General features: G+C 64.5%; 15 protein-coding genes. 9 read left to right on the top strand and 6 right to left on the bottom strand.

From position 1 onward, the window contains the following. The first annotated feature begins 4 nt into the window (after window positions 1-4). Window positions 5-817, top strand: coding sequence for an HAD family hydrolase (locus tag IVB54_RS09195; protein ID WP_085351905.1), 813 nt, complete (start codon window positions 5-7; stop codon window positions 815-817). A 1-nt stretch (window position 818) separates the two neighbouring features. Here the strand turns inward: IVB54_RS09195 and IVB54_RS09190 are convergent, their stop codons facing one another. Further along, window positions 819-2,621, bottom strand: a complete 1,803-nt coding sequence (locus IVB54_RS09190) for a glycoside hydrolase family 15 protein (RefSeq protein ID WP_247295025.1) — start codon at window positions 2,619-2,621, stop codon at window positions 819-821. A 42-nt stretch (window positions 2,622-2,663) separates the two neighbouring features. Further along, window positions 2,664-4,625 (bottom strand): 4-alpha-glucanotransferase, encoded by a 1,962-nt coding sequence (gene malQ / locus IVB54_RS09185; RefSeq protein WP_204512130.1) that lies wholly within the window; start codon window positions 4,623-4,625, stop codon window positions 2,664-2,666. A 204-nt stretch (window positions 4,626-4,829) separates the two neighbouring features. Between malQ and IVB54_RS09180 the strand changes: the two genes are divergently transcribed. Genes IVB54_RS09180 through treY form a run of 6 tightly spaced genes read left to right on the top strand, consistent with a single transcriptional unit; the run spans window position 4,830 to window position 18,833 of the window. After that, on the top strand, window positions 4,830-6,776 hold the full coding sequence (locus tag IVB54_RS09180) for a maltotransferase domain-containing protein (protein WP_247295027.1): 1,947 nt from the start codon (window positions 4,830-4,832) through the stop codon (window positions 6,774-6,776). Between the two features lie 11 nt (window positions 6,777-6,787). Beyond that, complete coding sequence (gene treS / locus IVB54_RS09175; protein ID WP_085351909.1) at window positions 6,788-10,081, top strand: maltose alpha-D-glucosyltransferase; 3,294 nt, start codon at window positions 6,788-6,790, stop codon at window positions 10,079-10,081. After that, entirely contained in the window at window positions 10,074-12,212 is a 2,139-nt protein-coding gene (gene glgB / locus IVB54_RS09170; protein WP_247777171.1) for a 1,4-alpha-glucan branching protein GlgB, read from the top strand. The genes treS and glgB overlap by 8 nt, the downstream gene beginning before the upstream one ends. Window positions 12,213-12,215: 3 nt before the next feature. After that, a complete protein-coding gene (gene glgX, locus IVB54_RS09165) occupies window positions 12,216-14,294 on the top strand; it encodes a glycogen debranching protein GlgX (RefSeq protein WP_085351910.1) in 2,079 nt (692 codons plus the stop codon). Continuing rightward, complete coding sequence (gene treZ, locus IVB54_RS09160; RefSeq protein WP_247295029.1) at window positions 14,291-16,045, top strand: malto-oligosyltrehalose trehalohydrolase; 1,755 nt, start codon at window positions 14,291-14,293, stop codon at window positions 16,043-16,045. The genes glgX and treZ overlap by 4 nt, the downstream gene beginning before the upstream one ends. Window position 16,046: 1 nt before the next feature. Continuing rightward, window positions 16,047-18,833, top strand: a complete 2,787-nt coding sequence (treY, locus tag IVB54_RS09155) for a malto-oligosyltrehalose synthase (RefSeq protein WP_247295031.1) — start codon at window positions 16,047-16,049, stop codon at window positions 18,831-18,833. A 3-nt stretch (window positions 18,834-18,836) separates the two neighbouring features. Here the strand turns inward: treY and IVB54_RS09150 are convergent, their stop codons facing one another. Beyond that, on the bottom strand, window positions 18,837-19,154 hold the full coding sequence (locus IVB54_RS09150; RefSeq protein ID WP_085351913.1) for a polyhydroxyalkanoic acid system family protein: 318 nt from the start codon (window positions 19,152-19,154) through the stop codon (window positions 18,837-18,839). 184 nt (window positions 19,155-19,338) lie between these two features. Between IVB54_RS09150 and IVB54_RS09145 the strand changes: the two genes are divergently transcribed. Further along, window positions 19,339-19,503: a DUF3309 family protein gene (locus IVB54_RS09145; RefSeq protein ID WP_007595743.1), complete on the top strand. Its 165-nt coding sequence runs from the start codon at window positions 19,339-19,341 to the stop codon at window positions 19,501-19,503. Between the two features lie 103 nt (window positions 19,504-19,606). Here the strand turns inward: IVB54_RS09145 and ligD are convergent, their stop codons facing one another. Further along, the gene (ligD, locus tag IVB54_RS09140) at window positions 19,607-22,294 is read right to left on the bottom strand and encodes a DNA ligase D (RefSeq protein ID WP_085361508.1); all 2,688 of its coding nucleotides are present in this window, start codon (window positions 22,292-22,294) and stop codon (window positions 19,607-19,609) included. Window positions 22,295-22,410: 116 nt separating this feature from the next. Here ligD and IVB54_RS09135 point away from each other — a divergent pair, with 116 nt between their 5' ends. Then, complete coding sequence (locus IVB54_RS09135) at window positions 22,411-23,295, top strand: Ku protein (protein ID WP_018454048.1); 885 nt, start codon at window positions 22,411-22,413, stop codon at window positions 23,293-23,295. Between the two features lie 144 nt (window positions 23,296-23,439). Here the strand turns inward: IVB54_RS09135 and IVB54_RS09130 are convergent, their stop codons facing one another. Then, window positions 23,440-24,129 carry a response regulator transcription factor gene (locus tag IVB54_RS09130; protein ID WP_018454047.1) on the bottom strand — a complete coding sequence of 230 codons (690 nt, stop codon included), beginning with the start codon at window positions 24,127-24,129 and terminating at the stop codon, window positions 23,440-23,442. Beyond that, complete coding sequence (locus IVB54_RS09125) at window positions 24,126-26,849, bottom strand: sensor histidine kinase KdpD (protein WP_247295034.1); 2,724 nt, start codon at window positions 26,847-26,849, stop codon at window positions 24,126-24,128. Before IVB54_RS09125 ends, IVB54_RS09130 begins: the two co-directional genes overlap by 4 nt.

Genomic DNA, 26,849 nt, shown 5'->3' with positions numbered 1-26,849 from the left:
CGTCATGACAAAAATCTCGCTCGTCGTCTCCGACGTCGACGGTACGCTGCTGACCAAGGACAAGACGCTGACCGACCGCGCGAGGTCCGCGGTTCAGCGTCTGCACCAGGCCGGCATCGGCTTCACGATTACGTCGAGCCGCCCCGCGATCGGCATGCGTTTCCTGATCGAACCGCTGGCGCTCTGGCTGCCGGTCGGCCCGTTCAACGGCTCCTCGATCGTCGACCCCGAGATGAATCCGGTCGAACAGCATCTCATCCCCGCCGCGGCGGCCGAGCGAAGCTTGCAAATTCTGCGGGACTTCGGCGCCGACATCTGGCTGTTCACCACCGACAAATGGCTGATCGACAAGCCTGATGGCCAATACGTGGCACATGAGCAGCACACCATCCGCTCCGACCCGACCATCGTGACGGATTTCTCGCCGTATCTCGCGAGCGCCTGCAAGATCGTCGGGGCCAGCGCCGATGCAGCCGGCCTCGAAGCTTGCGAGAAGGCGATGCAGAAGGCGCTCGGCAGCGAGGCGATGGCGGTGCGCTCGCAGACCTATTACCTCGACATCACCCCGCCCGGCTTCGACAAGGGCACATTCGTGCAAGCCATGGCCAAGCGCCTCGGCATTTCAACGGACGCGGTCGCCACCATCGGCGACATGCAGAACGACCTCGCGATGTTTCGCGTCAGCGGCGTTTCGATCGCAATGGGCAATGCGGCCGACAACGTCAAGGACCAGGCCACCCACGTCACCGCGACCAACGAGCACGACGGTTTTGCGGAAGCGATGGAGATGATTTTGAAGCGGAACGAGGTCGCCTAGGTCACTGCTTCGACCGCTGCATTGCAGGCTTCTTGCTGCCCTGCCTTGCGGCCGACAGGTTATGCGCGGTGTTGACCAGCGCGATATGAGTCAGCGCCTGCGGGAAATTGCCGGTCTGACGCCTGGCGCCTGAATCATATTCCTCGGCCAGCAGTCCCACATCATTCGCGACACCGACCACGCGATCGAACAAGGCTTGCGCCTTGTCGAGATCGCCCGCCAGTACATGGGCATCGGCCAGCCACAGGCTGCAGGCGAGGAAGGCGCCCTCGATCGGCTGCTTCTCCTCGGACACTTCGCGCGGATCGTGCCGCAGCACAAAGCCGTCAGGCATCATGTGCTTTTCCATCGCCGCGATGGTGCCGCGAATGCGCGGATCCGACGCTTCCAGGAAGCCAACGGACGGCAGCAGCAGCACGCTGGCATCGAGCAGCTTCGAGCCGTAGGACTCCACGAAGGCATTCTCCTCCGCGTCGAAGCCCCGGTTGCAGACGTCGCGATGAATGGCGTCGCGCAAGGTGCGCCAGTGCAGCAGCGGCGCCTTGAAGCCGAAGGTCTCGGCGCTCTTGATGCCGCGGTCGAAGGCGACCCAGGTCATCACCTTGGAGAAGACATAGTGCTTCGGCTGTCCGCGCCGCTCCCAGATGCCGTGATCGGGCTGGTCCCAGACTTCGGCGAGATGCTTGAGCACGGCGCATTCCAGCGCCCAGCTCTCGTCGTCGAGCTTGAGCTTGGCCATCCGCGATTGGTGGAAGGCGTCGATCAGTTCGCCGTAGACGTCGAGCTGGAGCTGCGCATGCGCGGCATTGCCGACGCGCACCGGCTGTGCGCCCTCGTAGCCATCGAGCCAACCGGCCTCCCATTCCAGCAGCCGCCGCTGGCCCCAGATGCCGTACATGATCTGCATGTTCGCCGGTGAGCCTGCCGCCGCACGCAACAGCCAATTGTGCCAGGCCGAGGCTTCCTCGGTGTAACCCGAGTTCATCAGCGCCAGCAGCGTGAAGGTGGCATCGCGCAGCCAGCAGAAGCGGTAGTCCCAATTCCTGGCGCCGCCGAGCTTCTCCGGCAACGAGGTGGTCGGCGCCGCGACGATGCCGCCGGTCGGAGCGAAGGTCAGCGCCTTGAGTGTGATCAGCGAGCGCACGATCAGGTCGCGATAGTCGCCATCGCGATTGCAGTGGCTGCACCAGTCCTGCCAGAATTTCTCGGTCTCCTTGAGTGCGACCTCCGGATCGATTGGCGCGGGCGGCTCGAGATGCGAGGGGCCGTAGGTCAGCACGAACGGCACGGTCTCGCCGGCCTTCACCTCGAAATCGGAAACCGTGGTCAGATCCTCGCCTCGGGTCTTGGCCGGTGTCCGCAGCACAGTCATGTCCTGCCCGGCGACCGCCAGCAGGGAATGATCGATCCGCCGCACCCAAGGGATGTCGACGCCGAAGCCGAAGCGGATGACGAGTTCCATCCGCATCTTCACCGTGCCGCTGACACCGCGGACCAGCCGCACGATGTCGGAGGCCTTGCCGCGCGGCGGCATGAAGTCGATCAGCGCAACGGTGCCGCCGTCAGTCTCAAAGCGCGTTTCGAGGACGAGGGTGTCGCCGAGATAGCGGCGCGACGTGGCGGTGACGCCCTCGTCCGGCGCGATCAGCCAGCGGCCGTTCTTGTGCGTGCCGAGGAGCGCTGCAAAACAGGCGTCGGAATCGAAGGCCGGCCAGCACAGCCAGTCGATCGAGCCGTTGCGGCCGACCAGCGCCGCGGTCTCGCAGTCGCCGATCAGCGCATAATCTTCAATCCTCTGAGACAATGTCGTGCGAGCCTCGAAAACGACGTCCGGAGACCCCGGCGATCAACGCCCGCCGGGTAACGAGCGTTCCCGTGTCGCGGCCTTCAAGGCTGCGACATCGACCTTCGAAACGATCTTGTCGAGCGTCACAGGCAGGCGCTGGCGCCAGTTCGGATGCTCGTCAATCGTACCGGGAATGTTGGGCTGGTCGATCACGCCGAGCAGATCCTCCAGCGACACCGCAAGCAGCCGCGACGGCGTGCGCGACAGGAAGGCGAGCACCGAATAGACATCATTGGCACGGATGCCGTTGGCACGCAGGATCTCGTCGAGCAGGCCGAGCGCATCCCAGCGGGCCTGATCGTTCTCGCCCGGATCGAGCCCGAGCGAGCGCTTCATCCTGAGATCGCTGAAAGAGCGCCAGCCGGCATAGGTCGACAGATCATGCGTGTTCAACGTCACCAGCGCGTTGGGCCGGTAGTGATCGACGGGCCGGAAGTGACCGGCATCGTCGCGCTCGAACATCATGACGAGGTAGGACCAGATGCCGAAATCCTGCATGGTCTCGCGAAAACCTTCCGGCACCGTGCCGAGGTCCTCGCCGATCACAATGCACTTATGGGCCGCGCTCTCCCGCGCCACGGTCGCCAGCAGCGCCTCGAACGGCATCTGCACATAGGCGCCGTTGTCGGGCTTGAAGCCGCGCGGCACCAGATAAAGCCGCTTCAAGCCGAGCACGTGATCGAGACGGATGGCTCCGGAATGGCGCATCGAAGCCGCGAGCATATCGGCGAATGGCACGAAGGATTGCGCCTCCAGGCCGCCGGCATTGAAGCCGGCCAAGCCCCAATCCTGGCCAATGGTATTGAGCACGTCCGGCGGCGCGCCGACGGCGAGATGACGGGAGATCGCCCCCTGTTCGTTCCAAGCATCGAAGCCGTTCGACTGCACGCCGACGGCAACGTCAAGATAGAGCCCGACCCGCATGCCGAGCTGGCCGGCCAGCTCCTTGGCCGCATGCAACTGGCTATCGGCGGTCCATTGCACGAATTCGACGAACTCGACCTCGTGCTTGTCCGGGCCGTTGCGCAGCTCGGCGCATTTCGTCTCATCCGGCTGTTGCCATTCCTGCGGCCATTCCCACCACGGCGCCGCAAAGCGATGGCGTAGCACCTCGAAGCAGGCAAAACGGGACAACAGCGGCGCGCGAGCCGCCCGGAAGGCGTCGAACTGGTTGCGGCGGACGCCGCTCGCGGTTTTCACGAAGCTGTCGAAGGCGGCACGCAAGGCCAACCATTTCAAGGCCGCCATGTCCGGATAGGGCACACGATCACCGTCGCGGAGCCGCGCGGCGGTCGCGGCCGCATCGGGGACGAGGTCGGGGGAAAATTCCGGGATCGCCTCGACGTCGATATAGAGCGGATTGAGAAACAGCCGGCTGTTCGGCGAATAGGGGCTGCAATCGGCCGGATGGTCATCGAACAACACATGCAGGGGATTGAGCCCGACGCCGTCGGCGCCCAACTGCTTCGCGAGCCGGACCAGACCGGCGAGGTCGGTGAAATCGCCGATGCCCCAATTGCGGTCCGAGCGGACGCTGTAGAGCTGCACGGCAAGCAGCCAGCCCCGGTCGAAATCGCCGCCGAAGGCCCGCTCCGGCGCCACGATCATCGGCACCTCTTCCGTCACGCCTCCGGCATCCGTCAGCGTCAGCCGGTGATAGCCGAGCGGCAGGCCGGCCGGCCAGGCAATCACGGGCTCGCGCGTCTCACCTTGCGCGATCAAATTGCCGTTGCCGGTCATCTTCCATTTGAGCGGCGGCGCACCGATCGTCACCAATTCGGTGCGCGGATGGCCCAAGGCGCGTACCACCACAGGCCCGCTGACGAAGCGGTAAACCCGCTTTTCCGGCAAGGCGTCGAGGATGGATTTGAGGGCCACGGGATCGGTGACCCGCAGCTTTCCGAGGGCATCGACGAATTCGGATTGAACGCCCTTGATCCGGGCTTGAGCTAAAAGATCCATTCGGCACGCAGCTTGCAGGCCATTTTGTGGCCGGGGGCATCGATTTTAACGAGGTCGCGGAAGAAGTTAGTCAGGGTTAACTCGCGAGCCGCGCCTGCCGTTCCCCAGGGAACCAATGACACACAAGCGGCTTTCTATAGTGGTATCAAGCGTAGGTTCCCGGCAAGGGAAACGGGCTCCTGCTTTCTTGTCAATGGCATCACCGTGAACAAGACAATTCAAACTGTCGAGAGTGCCGCAGCCGGCAGCACTTTCCTCATCGAGGACGTCTATCCCCTGATCGACGGCGGGCGCTTCCCCGTGAAGCGGATCGCGCGCGAACCGGTCGAGGTCTGGGCCGACATCTACCGGGACGGCGACGCCGTGATCGGCGCAGCGCTGATCTGGCGACAGGAGCAGGACCGCGAATGGCAGAGCGAGCCGATGATCCCTCACGGCAATGACCGCTGGTCCGGCGCGTTCACACCCGTCGAGCCCGGCAAATATGTCTATGCGATCGAAGCCTGGACCGACGAATTCGCCACCTGGTCGCACGCGGTCGCGCGCAAGCAGCGCTCCGGTGCCGACGTCACGCTCGATGCGATCGAGGGCGCCGGCCTTTTGACCAAGGCGCATGGCGCGCAGCAGGACGCCGCCGCCGTCATCGTCAGGCGATGCGAGGACTATCTTCAGACCGGCGACGTTGCCCCGCTGCTGGCAACCGAGCTCGGCGCAGCCATGGCCGAGAGCCAGTTGCGGCCTGATCTCACGCGCTCGGCGCTATTCCCACTGTTCGTCGACCGCGACAAGGCACGCTTCGGCGCCTGGTATCAGATGATGCCGCGCAGCCAGAGCGTGGTGCCAGGACAGCATGGCACGCTTCGCGACTGCATCGCGCGCGTGCCCGACATCGCCGCGATGGGCTTTGACGTGCTGTACTTCACGCCGATCCATCCCATTGGCCGCACCCGGCGCAAGGGCCGCAACAACATGCCGGTGGCGGGCGACGGCGATCCCGGCTCGCCTTATGCGATCGGCGCCATCGAGGGCGGGCACGACGCGCTGCACCCCGAACTCGGCACGATCGAGGATTTTCGCGCGCTGGTCGCGACCTGCCTGGAATACGGCCTCGAACTCGCGCTCGACTTCGCCGTGCAATGCTCGCCGGACCACCCGTGGCTGACGCAGCATCCGGAATGGTTCAAATGGCGCCCGGATCGGTCGGTGCGGACGGCTGACGGGCCCTATTCCGATATCGTCATCCCCGATTTCGCGTCCGTCGACCGGGCTGGACTGTGGAACGCGTTTCGCGACGCCATGCTGTTCTGGATCGACCACGGCGTCACCATCTTCGCCATCGACAATCACGACACCGCGCCGCTCGCCTTCTGGGAGTGGCTGATCCGTGACATCCGCCGCCGGCATCCCGAGGTGATCCTGTTTTCCAAGACGTTCGCGCGCCCGAAGCTGATGAAGGGCCTCGCCAAGCTCGGCTTTGCGCAATCGTTCAGCTATTTCCCCTGGCGCACGGCGAAGTGGGAGCTGGAGCAATATCTCGGCGAGCTGACGCGCTATCCCGAACGTGACTTCTATCGGCCGAACCTGTTCGTGAATACGCCCGATCTTTTGCCCTATCATCTCCAGGGCGGCGAGACATGGGCGTTCAAATCGCGCGTCGCGCTGGCGGCGACGCTGTCCGGCAATTACGGCGTCTACAGCGGGTTCGAGCTGCTGGAGCACGACGCGATCCCCGGCCGCGAGGAATATCTCAACTCCGAGAAATACCAGATCAAGCAGCGCGACTGGAACAAGCCCGGCCACATCAAGGCCTACATCACGGAGATCAATCGCATCCGCAACGAGAATGCTGCGCTTCAGCAGACGGCGAACCTGCGCTTCCTCGGCATCGAAGACGGCGAGACGATCGCCTTCGTCAAGGAAGCGACCGACCCGGCCAACATCGTCGTGGCCGTGGTTGCGCTCTCGTGCCACGTGCGCGAATTCTGGTTGCCGCTCGGCGACGTCACGGTTGACGCCGGCGGGCAGCGACACCATGTGTCGGCACTCGAAAACCTCCTCACCGGCGAACAGGCCCGCATCGAATGGGGCGGGATCAGGTTGCGTATCGATCCCGAGCGCGATCCGGCGCTGCTGTTCCGCTGCCTGGCGTAAGGGCGCACGCCATGAACGTATTGTCTTCCGTCGACACCAAGAAAGCCGAGGCTGCCGAGATCGTGGACGAGCTCTGGTACAAGGACGCCATTATCTATCAGCTTCACGTCAAGGCGTTTGCCGATAGCAACAATGACGGCATCGGCGACTTCGCCGGGCTGACCGAGAAGCTGCCCTATCTCCAGGAGCTCGGCGTCACCGCGCTCTGGCTGCTGCCGTTCTATCCCTCGCCCGGCCGCGACGACGGCTACGACATCGCCGACTACGGTTCGGTCAATCCCGATTTCGGGACGATGAAGGATTTCAAGCGCTTCATCCAGGAGGCCCAGAAGCGAGGCTTGCGCGTCATCACCGAGCTCGTCGTCAACCACACCTCGGACCAGCACAATTGGTTCAAGCGTGCTCGCCGCAGCCCGGCAGGCTCGAGCGCCCGCAACTGGTATGTCTGGAGCGACACCGACCAGAAATACCAGGGCACCCGTATCATCTTCACCGACACGGAGAAGTCGAACTGGACCTGGGATCACGAGGCCGGCGCGTTCTACTGGCACCGCTTCTTCTCGCACCAGCCGGATCTCAATTTCGACAATCCGCGCGTCGTCAGCGCGCTGATCCAGGTGATGAAGCGCTGGCTGGATGCCGGCGTCGACGGCTTCCGTCTGGACGCCATTCCCTATCTCTGCGAGCGCGAAGGCACCTCGAACGAGAACCTCCCCGAGACGCATGCCATCATCAAGCGGCTCCGCCACGAGCTGGATTCCTACTCCAAGGGCAAGCTGCTGCTGGCCGAGGCCAATCAATGGCCGGAGGACGTGCAGGAATATTTCGGCCGCGGCGACGAGTGCCACATGGCCTACCACTTCCCGCTGATGCCGCGCATCTACATGGCGATCGCCCAGGAGGACCGTTTCCCGATCACCGACATCCTGCGCCAGACGCCGGATATTCCGGCGAGCTGCCAATGGGCGCTGTTCCTGCGCAACCATGACGAGCTGACGCTGGAGATGGTGACCGACGTCGAGCGCGACTATCTGTGGACCACCTACGCCAACGATCCGCGCGCCCGCATCAATGTCGGCATCCGCCGGCGCCTCGCGCCGCTGATGGACAACGACCGGCGCAAGATCGAGCTGATGAACTCGCTGCTGCTGTCCTTCCCCGGCACGCCGATCATCTACTACGGCGACGAGATCGGGATGGGCGACAACATCTATCTCGGCGACCGCAACGGCGTGCGCACGCCGATGCAGTGGAGCCCGGACCGCAACGGCGGCTTCTCGCGCTGCGACCCGGCCCGCCTCTACGCGCCGCTGATCATGGATCCGGTCTACGGCTATGAATCGGTGAACGTGGAGGCGCAGTCGCGCAGCCTGTCCTCGCTGCTCAGCGCGACCAAGCGTCTGATCTCGGTGCGCAAATCGACGCTCGCCTTCGGCCGCGGCACCATGACCTTCATCCGCCCGGCCAACCGCGCCGTGCTGGCCTATGTCCGGCAGTACCGCGACGAGGTGATCCTCTGCGTCGCCAATCTGTCGCGCGCGGCCCAGGCGACCGAGCTCGATCTGTCGCCCTGGAAGGACCGCATCCCGCAGGAGATGCTCGGCCGCACGCGTTTTCCGGCGATCGGCGAACTGCCCTACATGGTCACGCTGGGGCCCTATGGCTTCTACTGGTTCCAGCTCACCGAGCGCGACAAGTCCGAGCCGGTGACGCCGCGCGCAGTGCCCGAATTCGAGACGCTGGTGGTGCCGGTGAACTCGACCTGGGTGTCGCTGGCGCGCGAGCGCGGCGTGTTCGAGCACGAGGTGCTGCCGGGATTCCTGTCGCGCACGCGCTGGTATCCGGAGCACAATCCCAAGCACATCAAGCCGACGCTGACCTCGGCGGTGCCGTTCTGCGACATCGGCGACAACAGGCCCTGGATCGCGTTCTTCGAGGCGGCGCAGGGCGACGTCACCACGCGCTACGTGCTGCCGATGCAGATCGAATGGGTGCGCTTCGACCGCGAACGCTTCAATCCCAGGGCGCTCGCCGCCGTGCGTCAGGGGGCCCGCGAAGGGACGCTGCTGGACGTGGCAACCGAGCAGATCTTCATCGGCCTGTTCCTGCGCAATCTGTCGCAGAACCTGGTGGTGGAAGAAAACAATCTGCGGCTGGAGTTCAAGGCGACCAGCCGGTTTGCCGAGTACACCATCAAGGAGCCCGAACGCATCCGCACGATCGAGCAGTCGAACAGCACCGCGCTGGTCGACAACCAGTATGTCGCCAAGATCTATCGTCAGCTCGAAGCCGGCATCAATCCCGAGATCGAGATCGGCTCCTACCTCACCGAGATCGCCCGCTTTGCCAATACGCCGGCACTGCTCGGCAGCGTCGAGCTGGTCGAAGACGACCGTCGCAGCGCAGTCGGCGTGCTGCACGCCTATGTCGAGAACCAGGGCGACGGCTGGGGCGTCACCGCGGGCTATCTCGACCGCTATATCGACGAGCAACGGGTGCTGCCACCGGGCGAGATGCCCCGCGAGACCCAGGAGCAAGCGCCCTATCTGCACTTCATTACGCAGATCGGCCGACGGCTCGCCGAGCTGCATGTGGCTCTGGCCGCTGCAAAGCCCGGAGATCTCGCGCCGGAGCCCATTGGCTCCGCACACGTCAAGCGCTGGTCATCCGAGCTCGAGACACGGGCCGAGCGGGTTTTCGAGCGGCTGGCCGCCAGCACCGACCGCCTGCGGGAGGTGGACCGACCGCTGATCAATCAGCTCGCCGCGGAGCGCGCGACCCTGTCCGGCCGGCTCAACGCGCTCTTACCTTCCGAGCTCGGCGGGTTGAACATCCGTCATCATGGCGATTTCCGCCTCGGGCAAACTCTGATTGTGAAGGACGATATCTTCATCATCGACTTCGACGGAGATCCGCGTTTGCCGCTGGCCGACAAGCGGCGCAAGCTGCCTGCGGCGCGTGACGTTGCCGGCCTGATCCGCTCGATTGATCTTTCGGTTAACGCGGCGCTTCACCGCGCGCTCACGGGCGCCTCCGACGAACAGGGCCGTCTCACGGCAGCGCTCGACGAATGGCGCGAGCGCACCACCGCGACGTTCCTCACCGCCTACCGCGAAGCCATGACCGATCGGCGGCTGTGGCCGGAAGATCCGCAATCTGCGGCTGGCCTGTTAAGGTTTTTCCTGCTTGATCAAGCGTTCGAGGAAGTAGAGTACGAGCTGTCCCACCGGCCTGAGGGGCTCCATGCGCCGCTGTCCGGACTGCTTCGCATTCTGTCCAGTATCGAGAGCGAAGCCCATGCCTAAACTCCCTGCCGAGGCCTATGCGATCATCGAGGGTCGCCACTCCGATCCGTTCCACTATCTCGGGCTGCATCCCGAGGGCGACAAGAGCGTGGTGCGCGCGTTTCTTCCCGATGCTTCCAACGTCGAGGCGGTGGGCGAGCACGGCGAGGTGGCGAAGCTCGATCGCGTCCATGATGCCGGCCTGTTCATCGGAGCTCTGCCGAACGGCGCGAAGCACTACCAGCTCCGCGCGAAGTTCGGCGACAACGTCATCGAATTCGAGGACACCTATCGCTTTCCGCCGATCCTGACCGATTTCGACCTCTATCTGCTTGGCGAAGGCACCCACCAGCGCCTTTACGACAAGCTCGGCGCGCATCCGATGCGGCTCGAAGGCATCGATGGCATCGGCTTCGTGGTGCTGGCGCCCAACGCCCGGCGCGTCTCCGTGGTCGGCGATTTCAATTTTTGGGACGGACGGCGCCATCCGATGCGGGTGCGCGGCGCGGGTTATTGGGAATTGTTCATCCCGCACGCCAAGGCCGGCGACCACTACAAGTTCGAAATTGTCGGACCGCATGGCCATCTGCTTCCGCTGAAGTCCGATCCGATGGCTTTTGCAAGCGAGGTGCGCCCGAAGACCGCTTCTATCGTGTTCGACGAAGCACATCTGCCCCGGCCGCGACCGGCGCCCGACGGCATCAACGCGTTGTCCGCGCCGATGTCGATCTACGAGGTCCATCTCGGCTCATGGCGGCGCAAGAACGGCAATGAATGGCTGACCTATCGCGAGCTGGCCGAGCAGCTGCCGGCCTACGCCCGCGACATGGGCTTCACCCATCTCGAATTCCTCCCCGTCAGCGAGCATCCTTTCGACGGCTCGTGGGGCTATCAGCCGACGGGGCTGTATGCGCCGACCAGCCGCTTCGGCACGCCGGAGGATTTTGCCGCGCTGGTCGATGCCTGCCACCGCGAGGGCGTCGGCGTGCTGCTCGACTGGGTGCCCGGCCACTTCCCGGACGATCCGCACGGGCTCGGCAGCTTCGACGGCACAGCGCTGTACGAGCACGCCAATCCGCTCCAGGGCCGGCATCTCGATTGGGGCACGCTGATCTACAATTACGGCCGCACCGAAGTGACGAACTTCCTGGTCTCGAACGCGCTGTTCTGGCTCGAGCGCTACGCGATCGACGGACTGCGCGTCGATGCCGTCGCGTCCATGCTCTACCTCGACTACAGCCGTCCGCCCGGCGCGTGGATTCCGAACCAGCATGGCGGCCGGGAGAACATCGAGGCGATCGCGTTCCTGCGCCGCTTCAACACCGAGCTGTTCGCGCGTTTCCCGCAGGCGACCACGGCCGCCGAAGAGTCCACCGCCTGGCCGCAGGTCTCGCGCCCGGTCGAATTCGGAGGGCTCGGCTTCGGCTACAAGTGGAATATGGGCTGGATGCACGACACGCTGAACTACATCAGCAAGGACCCGATCCACCGCAAGCATCATCACGGCGACATCCTGTTCGGCCTGCACTACGCCTTCTCGGAGAACTTCGTCCTGCCGCTGTCGCACGACGAAGTCGTGCACGGCAAGCGCTCTATCCTCGGGCGCATGCCCGGCGACGAATGGCAGCGCTTCGCGAATTTGCGCGCCTATTACAGCTTCATGTTCGGCCATCCCGGCAAGAAGCTGCTGTTCATGGGCGCCGAGATCGCGCAAAGCCGAGAATGGAATCACGACCAATCGCTCGACTGGCACTTGCTCGAGTACAAGCCCCATTCAGGCATCCAGGCGTTGATCCGCGATCTCAACCGGCTCTATCGCGCGGTGCCCGCCCTGCACCAGATGGACTGCGAGCAGGCCGGCTTCGAATGGCTGATCACCGACGACGCCAACCGCAACGTGTTCGCCTGGCTGCGCAAGGGATTTGACGAGCACGCCCGGTGCATGGTGATCGTCAACTTCTCACCCAATGTCTATCGCAATTACCGCGTTCGCGCGCCGTTCGGTGGCAAGTGGAAGGAAGTGTTCAACTCGGACTCCGCTCATTACGGCGGCAGCAATGTCGGCAACATCGGCGAAGTCCACGCCGTCAATGGCGAGCTCCGCCTCACCATTCCGCCGCTCGCCGCGATCTTCCTCGTTCCGGAAAGCTGAACGATGCGCCTGACTGCTGGATCGCCCGCACGCCTCGGCGCAAGCTGGGACGGACGCGGCACCAATTTCGCGCTGTTCTCCGCCAACGCGCAGAAGGTCGAGCTGTGCCTGTTCGACATGCAGGGCCGCCGCGAACTCGAGCGCGTCGAGCTGCCGGAGCGCACCGAGGATGTCTGGCACGGCTATCTCAACGACGTCTCGCCCGGCCAGCTCTACGGCTACCGCGTGCATGGCCCCTACGAGCCGGAGCACGGCCACCGCTTCAATGCCAACAAGCTCGTGCTAGACCCCTATGCCAAGCGGCTTTCCGGGCGGCTGGTCTGGAGTGACGCGCATTTCGCCTATCGCACCGGAAGCCCGCGCGAAGACCTGTCGTTCGACCGGCGCGACAACGCGCGCGGCATGCCGAAGGCCGTCGTCGTCGACGAGACCTTCAACTGGGGCCGCCGCGAGATCCGGCCCAACATTCCCTGGGAAGATACCATCATCTACGAGGCCCACGTCAAGGGACTGACACAGAAGCGCGACGACGTGCCGCCGAATTTGCGCGGCACCTATGGCGGCCTGTCCTCGCCCGCGATGATCGAGCACCTGAAGAAGCTCGGCGTCACCACGGTAGAGCTTCTGCCGGTGCACAGCTTCGTCGACGACCGCATCTTGGTGGAGAAGAAGCTCGTCAACTACTGGGGCTATAACACCCTGTCCTTCTTCGCGCCCGAGCAGCGCTACGCCCAGGACAACGCTCTCGATTCCTTCCGCACCACGATCGCACGTCTGCACGATGCCGGCATCGAGGTGATGCTCGACGTCGTCTACAATCACACCGCCGAGGGCAATCATCTCGGTCCGACGCTGTGCTATCGCGGCATCGACAACGCCTCCTATTACTGGCTGAACCGCGAAAACCCGCGCTACTACGACGATTTTACCGGCTGCGGCTCGTCGGTGAACCTCACCCACCCGCGCGTGCTGCAGATGGTGATGGATTCACTGCGCTACTGGGTCGAGGTCTGCCACGTCGACGGCTTCCGTTTCGACCTCGCCACCACGCTGGCCCGCGGACCGAACGGTTATGATCGAGGCAGCTCGTTCCTGACCGCGATCCGCCAGGACCCGGTGCTGGCGAGCGTCAAGCTCGTCGCCGAACCCTGGGATCTCGGCCTTGGCGGCTATCAGGTGGGCGCATTTCCCTCGCAATGGTCGGAGTGGAACGACCGTTACCGCAGCGCCATGCGCCGCTACTGGAGCGGCGAAGGCAGCCTGATCGGCGATATCTCCAGCCGCATGACGGCGTCCTCCGACCTGTTCAACCACGACGGACGGCGGCCGCGCGCCAGCATCAACCACATCACCGTGCATGACGGCTTCACCCTGGCCGATCTCTTCAGCTACAACGAGAAGCATAACGAGGCCAATGGCGAGGACAATCGCGACGGCTCCAACGACAACCACAGCAACAATTGCGGTGTCGAGGGTCCGACCGACGATCCCCAAATCGTCAGCTTGCGCCGGCAGCTTCGCAAGAACGTACTGGCCTGCCTCATGCTGGCGCAGGGCATTCCGCTGATCCTCGCAGGCGACGAGGTCGGGAATTCGCAATCAGGCAACAACAACGCCTATTGCCAGGACAACGAGGTGGGCTGGGTCGGCTGGGACAATCTCGGCAAGGACGGCGACGACATGGTCGGTTTTGTCGCCGAACTCGCCGATATCCGCCGCCGGTTCTCGCAGCTTCGCAGCCATCGCTGGCTCGACGGCCGCCCCAAGGACGGCATCTCCTATGGCGCGCTGTGGCTGACGCCGGCCGGCGACGAAATGACGGAAAGCGACTGGAAATTCCCGGAAGGGCGGTTCCTCTCCTATGTGATGGGGCCGATGGAACCGGGCAGCGCCGCGATCTTTATCGTACTCAACGCAGCCCCCGAAGAGATCGCATTCAAATTGCCAAAAATGACTGAATACAAGAGCTGGCAGCAGATCCTGAACACGACCGACGCCAAGCTGAATACGATCGACTTCCAGCCCGGGAGCGACAGCAAGGCGCCGCCGCGCTCCGTGCTCGCTTTCGCGGGGGCGCTATGAGGCCATCCTTCGGGGCGAGGCCGACGAGGGACGGCGTATCGTTCCGGCTGTGGGCGCCTGCCGCGCGCCGTGTCGATCTCCTGCTCGACAGACGACACGCGATGCAGCGCCGGCAGGATGGCTGGTATGTCGCCGAGATTGCCAATCTGCCCGTCGGCAGCAACTACAAATTCAGGATCGATGACGAGATCGACGTGCCCGATCCGGCGTCTGCATTCCAACCCGACGACGTGTTCGGCCCGAGCGAGGTGATCGATCATGACGCCTTCGCCTGGCGCGCATCCGATTGGCGCGGCCGCCCGTGGGAAGAGACGGTGCTGATCGAGACGCATGTCGGCACCTTCACTGCGGAAGGCACCTATCGTGCCATGATCGACAAGCTCGATCATCTCGTCGCGACCGGCATCACCGCGATCGAACTGATGCCGCTGGCTGACTTCGCCGGTCGCCGCGGCTGGGGTTATGATGGCGTGCTGTGGTACGCGCCCGACAGCGCCTATGGTCATCCCGATGAATTGAAGACGCTGATCGACGAAGCCCATCTGCGCGGGCTGATGGTGTTCCTCGACGTCGTCTACAATCATTTCGGCCCCGAGGGAAATTACCTCGGCCGCTACGCGCCGGCCTTCTTCACCGACGCGCACACGCCATGGGGCAGTGCGATCGATTATCGCGTGCCGCAGGTTCGCGCTTTTGCCGTCGAGAACGCGCTGTCGTGGCTCAGCGACTATCGCTTCGACGGCCTGAGGCTCGATGCCGCCAATCACATCATGGCGATCCCCGGCGAGCAATCGATGCTGCAAGACCTTAGCGTCGCCGCGGGCGAGCTTGCCAAGGCGACGGAGCGCCATATCCATCTCGTGCTGGAGAACGGCGACAACCGCGCGAGCCTGCTCGACGCGGCGCAGGAGCCTCCGAACGGCAAATATCGCGGCCAGTGGAACGACGACTACCACCACGTCTGGCACGTGATGCTGACGGGCGAACTCGCCGGCTATTATGCGGACTATCAAACGCCGCGGCTCGATCTCGCACGCGCGCTCGCCTCCGGCTTCGTCTATCAGGGCGAGATCTCGGAATTCTGGGGCAAGAAGCCGCGGGGCGAGAACAGCGGCGAGCTGCCGCCGGCAACCTTCGTCAACTTCCTGCAGAACCACGACCAGATCGGCAACCGGCCGCTTGGCGACCGGCTCGAAAGCCTGGCATCGCCCGAGCAGATCGAAGCCGCACTCGCGGTGACCCTGCTCGCACCGATGGTGCCGATGCTGTTCCAGGGCGAGGAGTGGGGCTCCATCGCGCCCTTCCCGTTCTTCTGCGACTTCCAGGGCGGACTGGCTGATGCCGTCCGCAGGGGGCGCAGGCAGGAATACGCCTGGGCCTATGAAAAGTACGGCGACGAGGTGCCCGACCCGCTCGATCCGGCAACACTGCAATCGGCCGTGCTCGACTGGACCGACCACACGCCGGAGCAGGATGCGCGTCTCGCGCTGGTGCGGGAGCTGCTCGCACTCCGCCACAAGGAGATCGCGCCACGACTGAAAGGTGCGCGCTTCGGTGATGCCGCCGTGGCCGATAGCGGCCTGCTCACCGCACATTGGCACATGGGAGATGGCGCGACGTTGCGCCTCGTGGCCAATCTCTCCGACAAGGACATCGCGTGTTCCGACGGCGGTGTGGGGACCCTGATCTGGGGCGGCGCAACCGGCGACCGGCTTGCGCCCTGGTCGGTGGTCTGGCGCCTCGGAGGTTGAGATGCCTCCAGCCATTCCTCTCGCAACCTACCGGCTTCAGCTCACCGCGGATTTCGACTTCGACAAGGCCGCCGCGGTGGTGCCCTACCTGAAGGCGCTGGGAATCACGCATCTCTACACCTCGCCGGTGATGAAGGCCCGCAAGGGCTCGACGCACGGCTATGACACCGTCGACCACAGCCAGTTCAATCCGGAGCTCGGCGGCGAGGCCGGCTTCGCGCGGCTGAGCGAGGCGCTGACGCGACACGACCTCGGCCTCATCATCGACTTCGTACCGAACCATGTCGGCGTGCACTTCGCCGACAATCCCTGGTGGCTGGACGTGCTGGAATGGGGCCAGGCCTCGCCGCACGCCGTCTCCTTCGATATCGACTGGGATCAACTGGCCTTCCGCGCCCGCGGCGGCGTGCTGCTGCCGATCCTCGGAGCGTCCTATGGCGAAGCGCTCGAGAGCGGCGATATCGAGCTGCGCTACGATCCCAACGAAGGTAGTTTTTCCGCCTGGTATTTCGAACATCGATTGCCGATCGCGCCGGAGCGCTATGGCGAGGTGCTGCGGATGATCGTGAAGGACGCCGACGCCGCCGAGACCGAGACGGGCAAGCGCCTGCTGTCGCTCGCGGCGCGCTACACGGGACTGCGCCGCCCCAACCGCAAGGAAGCACCCGGCTTCAAGGCGGAGCTCAGGGAGATCGCAGGCAGCGCCGATATCATCGGGCGCGGCCTCGGCGCCTATCGCGCGGCCAAGGACCGTCCCGCGCAGACGCTGGCGCTGCATCATTTGCTGGAGCGCCAGCACTACAAGCTGGGGCACTGGCGGCTTGCCTCCAGCGACATCAACTATCGACGTTTCTTCGACGTCAACGGGCTCGCCGGCATGCGCGTCGAGGATCCCGGCACGTTCGCCGCCACGCACCGGCTGGTGAAGCAACTCATTGCCGACGGCAAACTGCAAGGCATCCGGCTCGATCATATCGACGGCCTGCGCGATCCCGCGCAATATTGCCAGCGGCTGCGCCGGCTGGTGCGCGACGCTCAGGGCACCACAAAGCCGTTCTATACGGTGATCGAGAAAATCCTGTGCGAGCACGAGCGCCTGCCGCATTTCGCCGGCGTCCAGGGCACCACCGGCTATGAGTGGATGAATGCCATCACTCACGTTCTGGTCGACGCCAAGGGGCTGGAGGCCATGGACGAGACCTGGCGACAGATCAGCAACCGGCCGCCGCGGCTCGCGCCTTACGTCAAGGATGCCAAACGGCGCGTGCTGGAGACGCTGCTGACCAGCGAATTCACGGTTCTGACGCGCCTGCTTGCGCGCATCGCCAACGGGCACTACTCGACCCGCGACTTTTCCGCTGACAGCCTGCGGCAGGCGCTCGAGCTCTATGTGCTGCATTTTCCGGTGTACCGCACCTATTTGACGACAAGCGCGCCAACGGCGAACGATCGTAAGCTGATCGACAACACCATCGAGCACGCTCGCCGGGAATGGTTCGCCGCGGACGAAGGCATTTTCGACTTCCTGCGCGACGCCCTCACCATGGACCTGCTCAAGCCTGGCCGTCCCCCGCACAGTGCCCCGCGGGTGCGCCGCTTTGCGCTGAAGGTGCAGCAATTCACCGGGCCGATGATGGCGAAGTCGTTGGAGGACACTGCTTTCTATCAATTTCACCGGCTGCTCGCCCTGAACGAAGTCGGCGGCGATCCCGCGAGCAAGGGCCTCACCATTCCCGCTTTCCACGAGACCATGCAGGCCCGCGCCAGGGAATGGCCGCAAGGGATGACGGCGACCGCCACGCACGACACCAAACGTGGCGAGGACGCCCGGGCGCGGATCGCTGCCTTAAGTGAAATTCCCGGCGAATGGACCAGCGCTGTGGCACGCTGGAAAGTCCTGAACGCACCGCACCTCGCGCTCGACGGCAATCTGCGCGCTCCGTCGGCCACGTTCGAATACATGCTCTACCAGACCCTGCTCGGCGCCTGGCCGCTCGTGGAGCCGGCCGATGCCGGTTTCGTCGCGCGTATCCAGGCCTATGCGCTCAAGGCCGCGCGCGAGGGCAAGGAGGAGACCAGCTGGCTCAACCCGCACGAGGCCTATGAGAACGGCGTCAAGAGCTTCATCGCGAAGATCCTCGATCCCGCGCAATCAGGCGAATTCCTGGAGGCGCTGAACACGCTGGCTCGCCGCGTCGCGCTGCTCGGCGCGCTGAACGCGCTGAGCCAGCTCACGCTCAAGGCGACACTGCCGGGCGTGCCCGACTTTTACCAAGGCACCGAATTCTGGGATCTGTCGCTGGTCGATCCCGACAACCGCCGCCCGGTGGATTTTTCCGCGCGACACGCGGCGCTGGGCACGCTGGACAACCCGGATTGGAATCATCTGATCAAGAGCTGGCCGGACGGTCAGCTCAAGCTGGCCTGGACGCGGCACCTGCTCAAGCTGCGCAACGAGCTGCCCGACGTCTTCGCGCGAGGTGACTACCAGCCGCTTCAGGTGCGGGGCGCACATGCCGACCATGTCGTAGCGTTTGCCCGCCGCCACGGCCGGGCTGCGGCGATCGTCGTGGTCGGGCGCCAGTTCGCACCTTTCACGCAAGCAGGCCGCGAATGGCCGGCGTTCGATGGGGCCGACGCCACTATTGACGTCACGGGCTATAATGTGCCGGGTTTCGCCGGCAACGATCTGCCGCTCGCGCAGGCGCTTCGCGGTTTTCCCGCTTCGGTCATCCCCGCGCGCCCAGCGGGCGCGGCGAAGCCGGTGCGACAGCGCACCCGCGCTTGAACGCTAGCTTTTCCCGTCCTTGCCCAACAGCAGCTGGCCGCGCTTGCGAATCGTGGCCTGCGCCATCTCCGCAAAGCGCTGCAATAGCCAGGGCAGCACCACCTGCACCTTGACATGGTCGTCGGCGACGTCGACCTGCCCCGTCGCGATCTGCCCGAGCGCGCGGATGCGGAAATTCATGCTGTCGCCGCTCCAGCTCTCCTCCTCGACCTGCATCACGGGAATGCTCGCCGCAGCACGGCCTAGCCCAGTCTTGAGCCGGCGCACCGCCTCCTCGCGGCCCAAGCGGTGGGGAATGGAGACGACAAGCGGTGCTGACATGGCTCTGCCCGGTTAGTGATTGAACCTCACATAGTCATGCCCGGCGGTACCACAAAGGTTCCATGCAAGTTGCGCGTGCACGGTGTTTCATTGGCGGAACTTTAGAACCTGCGGCAAGTTGCCCTCGCACCACGGGACAGGTTGCAAACGACCCTTCTAACGAAGGGCTGGAGGAGATTTCCGCATGTCTATCGGTACGATCATTCTGATCATTTTGGTCATCGCGCTGCTCGGCGGCTTCAGCGGCATCGGCGGCGGCCCGTTCTACGGCACCGGCTATTACGGCGGCGGCGGTCTCGGGCTCGTCATCGTGATCCTGCTGATCCTGCTCCTGCTGGGACGGATCTAGCCACCAAACGAAGATCTAGTAGGGTGGGCAAAGGCGGAATGCGCCGGGCCCACCTTTTTGCTCGGCTGAGAGAAGATGGTGGGCACGCTTCGCTTTACCCACCCTACTTCGTTTTCCCGGCGAGCTTCTTGATCGCCGCCTTGATCGACGCCGCTGCATCGTCATAACCATCCCACGCCTTCGATCGCGCCAGCAAGCCGGGCACCGTCCGCACCGTGTACCGCTTCGGATCGAGGTCGCTCTTCACCTGCGCCCACGTGACCGGCATCGACACAGTCGCACCATCTCGCGCACGCGGCGACAGCGGCGCCACCGCCGTCGACATCCGATCGTTGCGCAGATAGTCCAGGAAGATCTTTCCGTTGCGCAGCTTCTTCGACATGTTGAGCAGATAGCGCTCGGGAGCGTCGTCCGCCATCCACTGGCAGACGCCTTGCGCGAAGGCCTTGGCCTCCTTCCAGCTCACCTGGTCGCGCGCGCCGTGACGCAGCGGGACCACGACGTGCAGACCTTTGCCGCCGGTGGTCTTGCAGAAGCTGTCCATGCCGATGTCGGTCAGCCGCTGCCGCATCTCCTTGGCGGCCTCGACGACCTCGGCGAAGACGACGTCGGGCGCGGGATCGAGATCGAACACCAGCCGGCCCGGGGTATCGTAGGCGTAGGGCGCGCAATTCCAGGGATGCAGCTCGACGCCGCCGATCTGCGCCACGGCCGCGAGCCCTTCGATGCGGTCGATCTGCAAATAGGGCTTGCGGTCGCCGGAGACCCGCGCGAGCTCCAGAAGGTTCGAGGTGCCCTGCATGGCGTGGCGCTGGAAGAAGCATTCGCCCTTGATGCCATCAGGGGCGCGGATCAGCGAGCACGGCCGGCCCTTGAGGTGCACGATCATCCATTCGCCGACGGCTTCGAGGTAGCGCGCGAGATCCAGCTTGGTAACGGGATCGCCATTGCCGTCGTCCGGCCACAGCGCCTTGTCCGGCTTCGAGAGCACGACACCCATCACTTCGGCAGTGCCGGCTTGCGCTGTTCGTGCACCGGTCTTCGCTTGCGCGCGCGGCTTCGCGCGCTGCTTCGTCGAGGGCTCGGCAAGCTCGGTATCGACCGGTGTCTCGGCCTCGACCTCCTCCGCCGGCTTGTCCTGCCGCAGACCCTTGAAGGCGGCCTGGCGGATATTGCCGTCGGCAGTGAAGCCGGCGAACTCGATCTCCGCCACGAGCTCCGGCTTCAGCCAGTGCACCTCGCGCGTCTTTTTCGGTGCGTTCTTGCCGCCGAAGGGGCTTTGCTTCGCCTCCATAGCCTTCAAGGACGGCATGATGCGCTTGACCTTGTCCGCGCCGAAGCCGGTGCCGACCATGCCGACGAAGGCGAGATGATCACCGCGGTGCACGCCGGCCATCAGCGAACGGAATTTGCCATTGGTGGTCTTGTAACCGCCGATCACGACCTCATGGCCGGCGCGGCATTTTGCTTTGGTCCAGCTTTCTGTCCGCCCCGAACGATAGGGCGCGTCCAGCTTCTTCGACACCACGCCCTCGAGCTCGAGCTTGCAGGCGGATTGCAGCACGGCGTCGCCGCCGCTTTCGAAATGCTCGACATAGCGAATCTGGCTCGATTTGCGCTTACGCGCTTCCAGCAGCTCCTTCAAGCGCGCCTTGCGCTCGCCGAGCGGCAGCCGGCGATAATCGAGGCCTTCCGCAAACAGCAGGTCGAACGCAAAGAAGATGAGCTCCTCGGTCTTGCCGTCCGACAGCGCCGCCTGGAGCGACGAAAAATTGGGTGCTCCATTGTGGTCAAGCGCGACGATCTCGCCGTCGACCATCATATCCGGCAGCGCGCCCGCCTCCTTCGCGATAGTTGCGAATTTTTCGGTCCAGTCGAGGCCTTTGCGCGTCTTCAACGTCGCCTTGCCGCCCTCGACCCGCAGCTGCACGCGGTAGCCGTCGAACTTGATCTCGTGGCACCAGCCGTCGCCGCTCGGCGGGCGCTCGACCGACGTACAGAGCTGCGGCGCCACGAAATCCGGCATCTCCGCCGCCTTGTTCGCGGTCGTCGCGGTCGTCGCTTTCTTCTTGACTGTTTTGCCGGTTTTCAACGCCGCGCGGGGCGCCGGCTTGACCGTGCGCTCTTTCGCCTCGTCCGCCCGGTTGGACTGCCAGACCGCGTCGGCCTTGGCCTTGGTGCCCTTCGCCAGCATGAACGGTTTTGGCGCACGGCCCTTGCCTTCGGCGATCTGATCCATCGCGCGGCCGGAGGCGACCGATTTGTCCTCCTCGAGAATGTCGTTGTCTGCGCCCTCGCGAACATATTCGTCGCGATGCTTGATCAGGAGCCAATTGGTCCGTTTGCCGCCGGTGCGGTCGTTGCGCATGCGCACCAGGACCCAGCTGCCGTGCAGCTTCTCGCCGTGCAGCGTGAACTTCAGATCGCCCTTCTTGAAACCGCGTTCGGGATCATCGGATTCCCAGGTGCCGCGATCCCACAGCATGACCGTGCCGCCGCCGTACTGGCCTTCCGGAATCGTGCCTTCGAAGTCGCCATAGTCGAGCGGATGGTCCTCGACCTCGACGGCCAGCCGCTTGTCGTGCGGATCGAGCGAGGGCCCTTTTGTCACCGCCCAGGACTTGAAGACGCCATCGAACTCGAGCCGCAGATCGTAGTGCAGCCGCGAAGCGTCATGCTTCTGAATCACGAAGCGGCGCTGCTTCGACGGCGCCACCGCGGTCTTGCCCGATGGCTCGGGCGTCTTCTCGAAATCACGTTTCTGTCGATACTTGGAGAGCTTTTGCAGCACGACTGGTCCCGGATTCTCTTTGGCGTGAAGCCTATCACGGCCCGCATCCCACCCGGAACCAAAACCCCGCGGGACGGTTGGGGTTCCAAAATGACTCGCAGACGCTGGAGAACGGAATGGCACCGCGCGCCTATTGGAAGGGAACGTTGAAGCTCTCGCTGGTCAGTTGCCCCGTTGTGCTTTATCCGGCGACCACCGCGGCCGAGAAGACGCGGTTTCACATGATCAACCGGGAGACCGGCAACCGGTTGAAGCAGCAGATGATCGACGCCGAGACCGGCGACGTCGTCGAGAGCGACCAGAAGGGGCGCGGCTACGAGCTGCGCAAGGGCAAATATGTCGAGATCGAGCCGGAGGAGCTCGAAGCGGTCCAGATCGAGAGCAACCACACCATCGACATCGAGAGCTTTGTGCCGAGCGACGAGATCGACCAGCGCTATCTCAACCACCCCTACTACATCGCGCCCGACGGCAAGGCCGCGGTCGATGCTTTTGCCGTGATCCGCGACGCCATGAAGGACCAGGATCGCGTCGCGCTCGCCAAGATCGTGCTCACCAATCGCGAGCACATCATCGCGATCGAGCCGCTCGGCAAGGGCCTGCTCGGCACCACGCTGCGCTTCCCCTACGAACTGCGCGACGAGGACCAGTTCTTCGACGACATCAAGAGCCCGAAGATCACCAAGGACATGGTTGAGCTCGCCGGCCATATCCTCCAGACCAAGACCTCCCATTTCGATCCCAGCAAGTTCAAGGACGACTACGAGACCGCGCTGAAGGCCCTGGTGAAGCGCAAGGCCAGCGGCAAGACAATCGAACTGCCGGAGCCCGAGGAGAAGCCGAGCAATGTGGTCAGCCTGATGGATGCGCTGAAGCAGAGCTTGAAGGGACGCGGCGGGAAGAAGACGGCGGCGAAGTCCCATGCGCGCCGGGCGTCGGGGCGAACGGGCGCCGCGAAGAAGACGCATCGGTCGACAGCGCGGCAGAGGAAGGCGGGTTAGCTCTCCACCGCGCACCTCACTCTCTTCCCTCAAGGTGAGGAGGCGCGAAGCGCCGTCTCGAACCATGCAGGCCTCGCTGCAACAGTCGGGACCTTCATCCTTCGAGACGCGCGTTCCGCGCTCCTCAGGATGAGGGATGCAGCGTCAATCCCCCGCCTTCAGCCGATAGCCGATCCCCGTCTCCGTCAGCACATGTTGCGGCCGTTCCGGATCCGCTTCGATCTTTTGCCGGAGCTGGCGGACATAGACGCGGAGATATTGCGCGTCGGTCAGCTCGTCCCATAACTCCCTCAGCAGGAAGCGGTGGGTGAGCACCTTGCCGGCGTGCTGCACCAGCACACGCAGGAGGTCATATTCCTTCGGCGACAGTTTGACGTCGCGCTCGCCGACCCTGACGACCCGGCGCACCAGATCGACCGAGAGATCGCCGGCACGAAACACCGGCCGTTCGCCCTGGATCTGAAGCTGGTGGCGCAGCGCGGCGCGCAGGCGCGCCAGCAGCTCGTCCATGCCGAACGGCTTCGTCAGGTAATCGTCGGCACCCAGATCCAGCGCCTGCACCTTGCCGGCCTCATCGCCACGGCTCGACAGCACCACGATCGGCACAGCTTCGTTGCGGGCGCGGATGGTACGCAACAGCTCATGGCCCTGGATGTCGGGCAGGCCGAGATCGAGGATGATCAGCGCGGGATCCTCGCTGAGCTTCTCCAGCGCGGTCTTGCCGTTCGACGCCTCCAGGATCTCATAGCCTTGCGTCGAGAGCCCCATCCGCAGCAATTTGCGGATCGGCGGCTCGTCGTCGATGACCAGCACTTTGATCGGGGCGGCGCTCATGCGGCGGTATCCAATGCACGGGTCCGGGCGGGAATGGGCAGACGGATGGTCAGAACCGCGCCGCTCCGGTCGCTGCGATTCGCCGCCGAGATCGTGCCACGCATCGCCTCGACGAAGCCGCGGGAGATGGCGAGCCCGAGCCCGGTGCCGGGACGGACATGGTCGCCCTTCTGCACGCGATAAAACTTGTCGAACACCCTCTCGAGCTCCTCAGACGGAATGCCGTCGCCCTCGTCGGCAATCTGGAGCACCACATGATCGCTGTCGCGCCGGCTGCGGATCGAGACCGTCGCGTGGGGCTGCGAATATTTGGCGGCGTTGTCGAGCAGGTTGAACAGCACCTGCTCGAACAGCACCGCATCGAGCTGGAGCATAGGAAGGTCTGCGGCCAACTCCAGCTCCACCTTGTGGGCGGTGAGGATCTTGGCTGCCCGCCGGAGCGCGCTGCCGACGATCTCTCCGAGATCGTGCAACGCAGCGTTGGGCACGATGGCGCCGGATTCGAGCTTGGTCATGTCGAGCAGATTGGCGATGAAGCGGTTGAGCCGTTCGGATTCGTCGATGACCGTCGCGAGCAGGTCGCGATTCTCGGTGTCGGAGAGCGCGCTGGCGAGATCGCGCATGGTCGAGGCCGCACCCAGCACGGATGCGAGCGGCGTCTTCAGGTCGTGTGAAATCGAGGTCAACAATGCGGAACGCAGCCGCTCGGATTCGACGGAGCGCTTGACGCGATCGACGTCCTCGACCAGCAGCACGCGTTCGATCGCCAGCGCGCCCTGGTCGACCAGCGCGTCGAGCAGCCGGCGCTGGTCCGGCGTCAGCAAGGGACCGCTGCGGTCGTTGTCGATTCCGATGACCCCGATCGGGCCGCGCCCGGTGCGCATCGGCAGGAATAGCCGTTTTGCACCAGGCAGCGTGTCCGAGCCGCGGCCTGCAGGCCGGTCATTGCTCCAGGCCCAGTTGGCGGCCGCAAGGTCGGCCTGATCGAGATCGTCCTCGGGCGGATAGCCCGACTTCACCGTGAGCAGCCCTTCGTCCGGCAACAGCAGCACCACGCGGACTTTCAGCATCAGCGCGATCTGGTAGGCGGTCGCCCACAGCACGTCGTCGAGCGTGCCGGTGCCGGCGAGCTTGCGGCTGAAAGCATAGAGCTGCTCGGTGGTCCGGATGCGGCCGATCGCAGCATCAGCCTGGGTGCGGACCCGCCCCGCCACATTCGACACCACGAACGCAATCAGCATGAAGAAAAAGAACGCCGCGACATTGGTCGGATCGGTAATGGTGAAGGTATAGACCGGCGGCAGGAAGAAGAAATTGTAGGCGAGGGACGCCGCGACACTCGCAAGCAACGACGGCCACAATCCGTAGCGCACGGCAACCGTCACCACGGCGGTCAGAAACATCAGGTCGACGTTCTCAATGCCGAAATACGGCTTGATCGCCACGGCGGCAGCGAGGCCAAGCGCGGTGATCCCGACCGCCTTCAGATAGGGCCGCCCATCGAACGGGTCCGATCGCGTTGCGGTCTGTACCGCCGTCTTCGGCGGCGGCTCGTTCGTGAATTCGTCGCCAGGGATGACATGCACGCTGATGTTACCGGCGCGGCGCACCAGATCGTGCACGACGGAGCCGCGCGTCATCTCGAACCAGAGCGAGCGCGTGGACTTTCCGATCACGATCTGGGTGACGTTGTTGCCCTGCGCGAAGTTGACCACGTCGTCGGCGAGGCGGCGGCCGACGCCCGGAATCGTCAGTGCCTCGCCGCCGAGCGATTCCGCGAGCCGCAGCGTATCGGCGAGCCGGTCGCGCTCCTCATCGGACATTTGCAGGGACCGCCGCGTCTCGATCGACACCGCGATAAACGGCGCGTGCAGCCGGTCGGCCAGCCGCTTGGTGTAACGCACGAGGCTGGCCGCGCGCGGATCTTCGCTGATGCAGACGAGGATGCGCTCGCCTGCGGCCCAGGGACCGGCGATCGCGTTCGCCTGCATGTGGCTGAGTAGCTGCTCGTCGACCCGTTCGGCCGTGCGCCGCAGCGCGAGTTCACGCAGCGCGGTCAGGTTGCCCGGCGAGAAATAATGCTCCAGCGCCCGCTCGGCCTGCCTGGGGACATAGACCTTGCCTTCCTTCAGGCGCTGGATCAGGTCGTCGGGCGTGAGGTCGATCAGCTCGATGGCGTCTGCGCGGTCGAACACCGAATCCGGCACGGTCTCGCGCACCCGCACATGGGTGATCTGCGCGACAACGTCGTTCAGGCTCTCGATGTGCTGGATATTGACGGCGGTGTAGACGTCGATGCCGTGGGACAGCAGCTCCTCGACATCGAGATGGCGTTTTGGATGGCGGCAAAGGGGAGCATTGGTGTGGGCGAGCTCGTCGACCAGCGCGATTTTCGGGCGGCGCGCGATCACGGCGTCGAGATCCATTTCTTCGACAATCTGGCCGCGGTAGTCGAGCTTCTTGCGCGGGATCACTTCCAGCCCACGCACCAGCGCCTCTGTCTCGGCCCGGCCATGGGTCTCGACGAAGCCGACCACGAGGTCGATGCCGGCCTTGCGCTTGGCGTGGGCGCTTTGCAGCATCTCGTAGGTCTTGCCGACGCCGGGAGCGGCGCCGACGAAGATTTTCAGCTTGCCGCTCACGCCCTCCTCCCGGCGCGCGGCCTCCAGCAGCGCCTCGGGCGAAGGACGTTGTTCGGGATCGCGGCGCTCTCGGACCAT

This window comes from Bradyrhizobium sp. CW1, assembly GCF_023100665.1.
GTDB lineage: Bacteria > Pseudomonadota > Alphaproteobacteria > Rhizobiales > Xanthobacteraceae > Bradyrhizobium > Bradyrhizobium canariense_D.
Note: the sequence above shows the minus strand (reverse complement) of the source record. Positions and strands in the feature narration are given on the sequence as shown.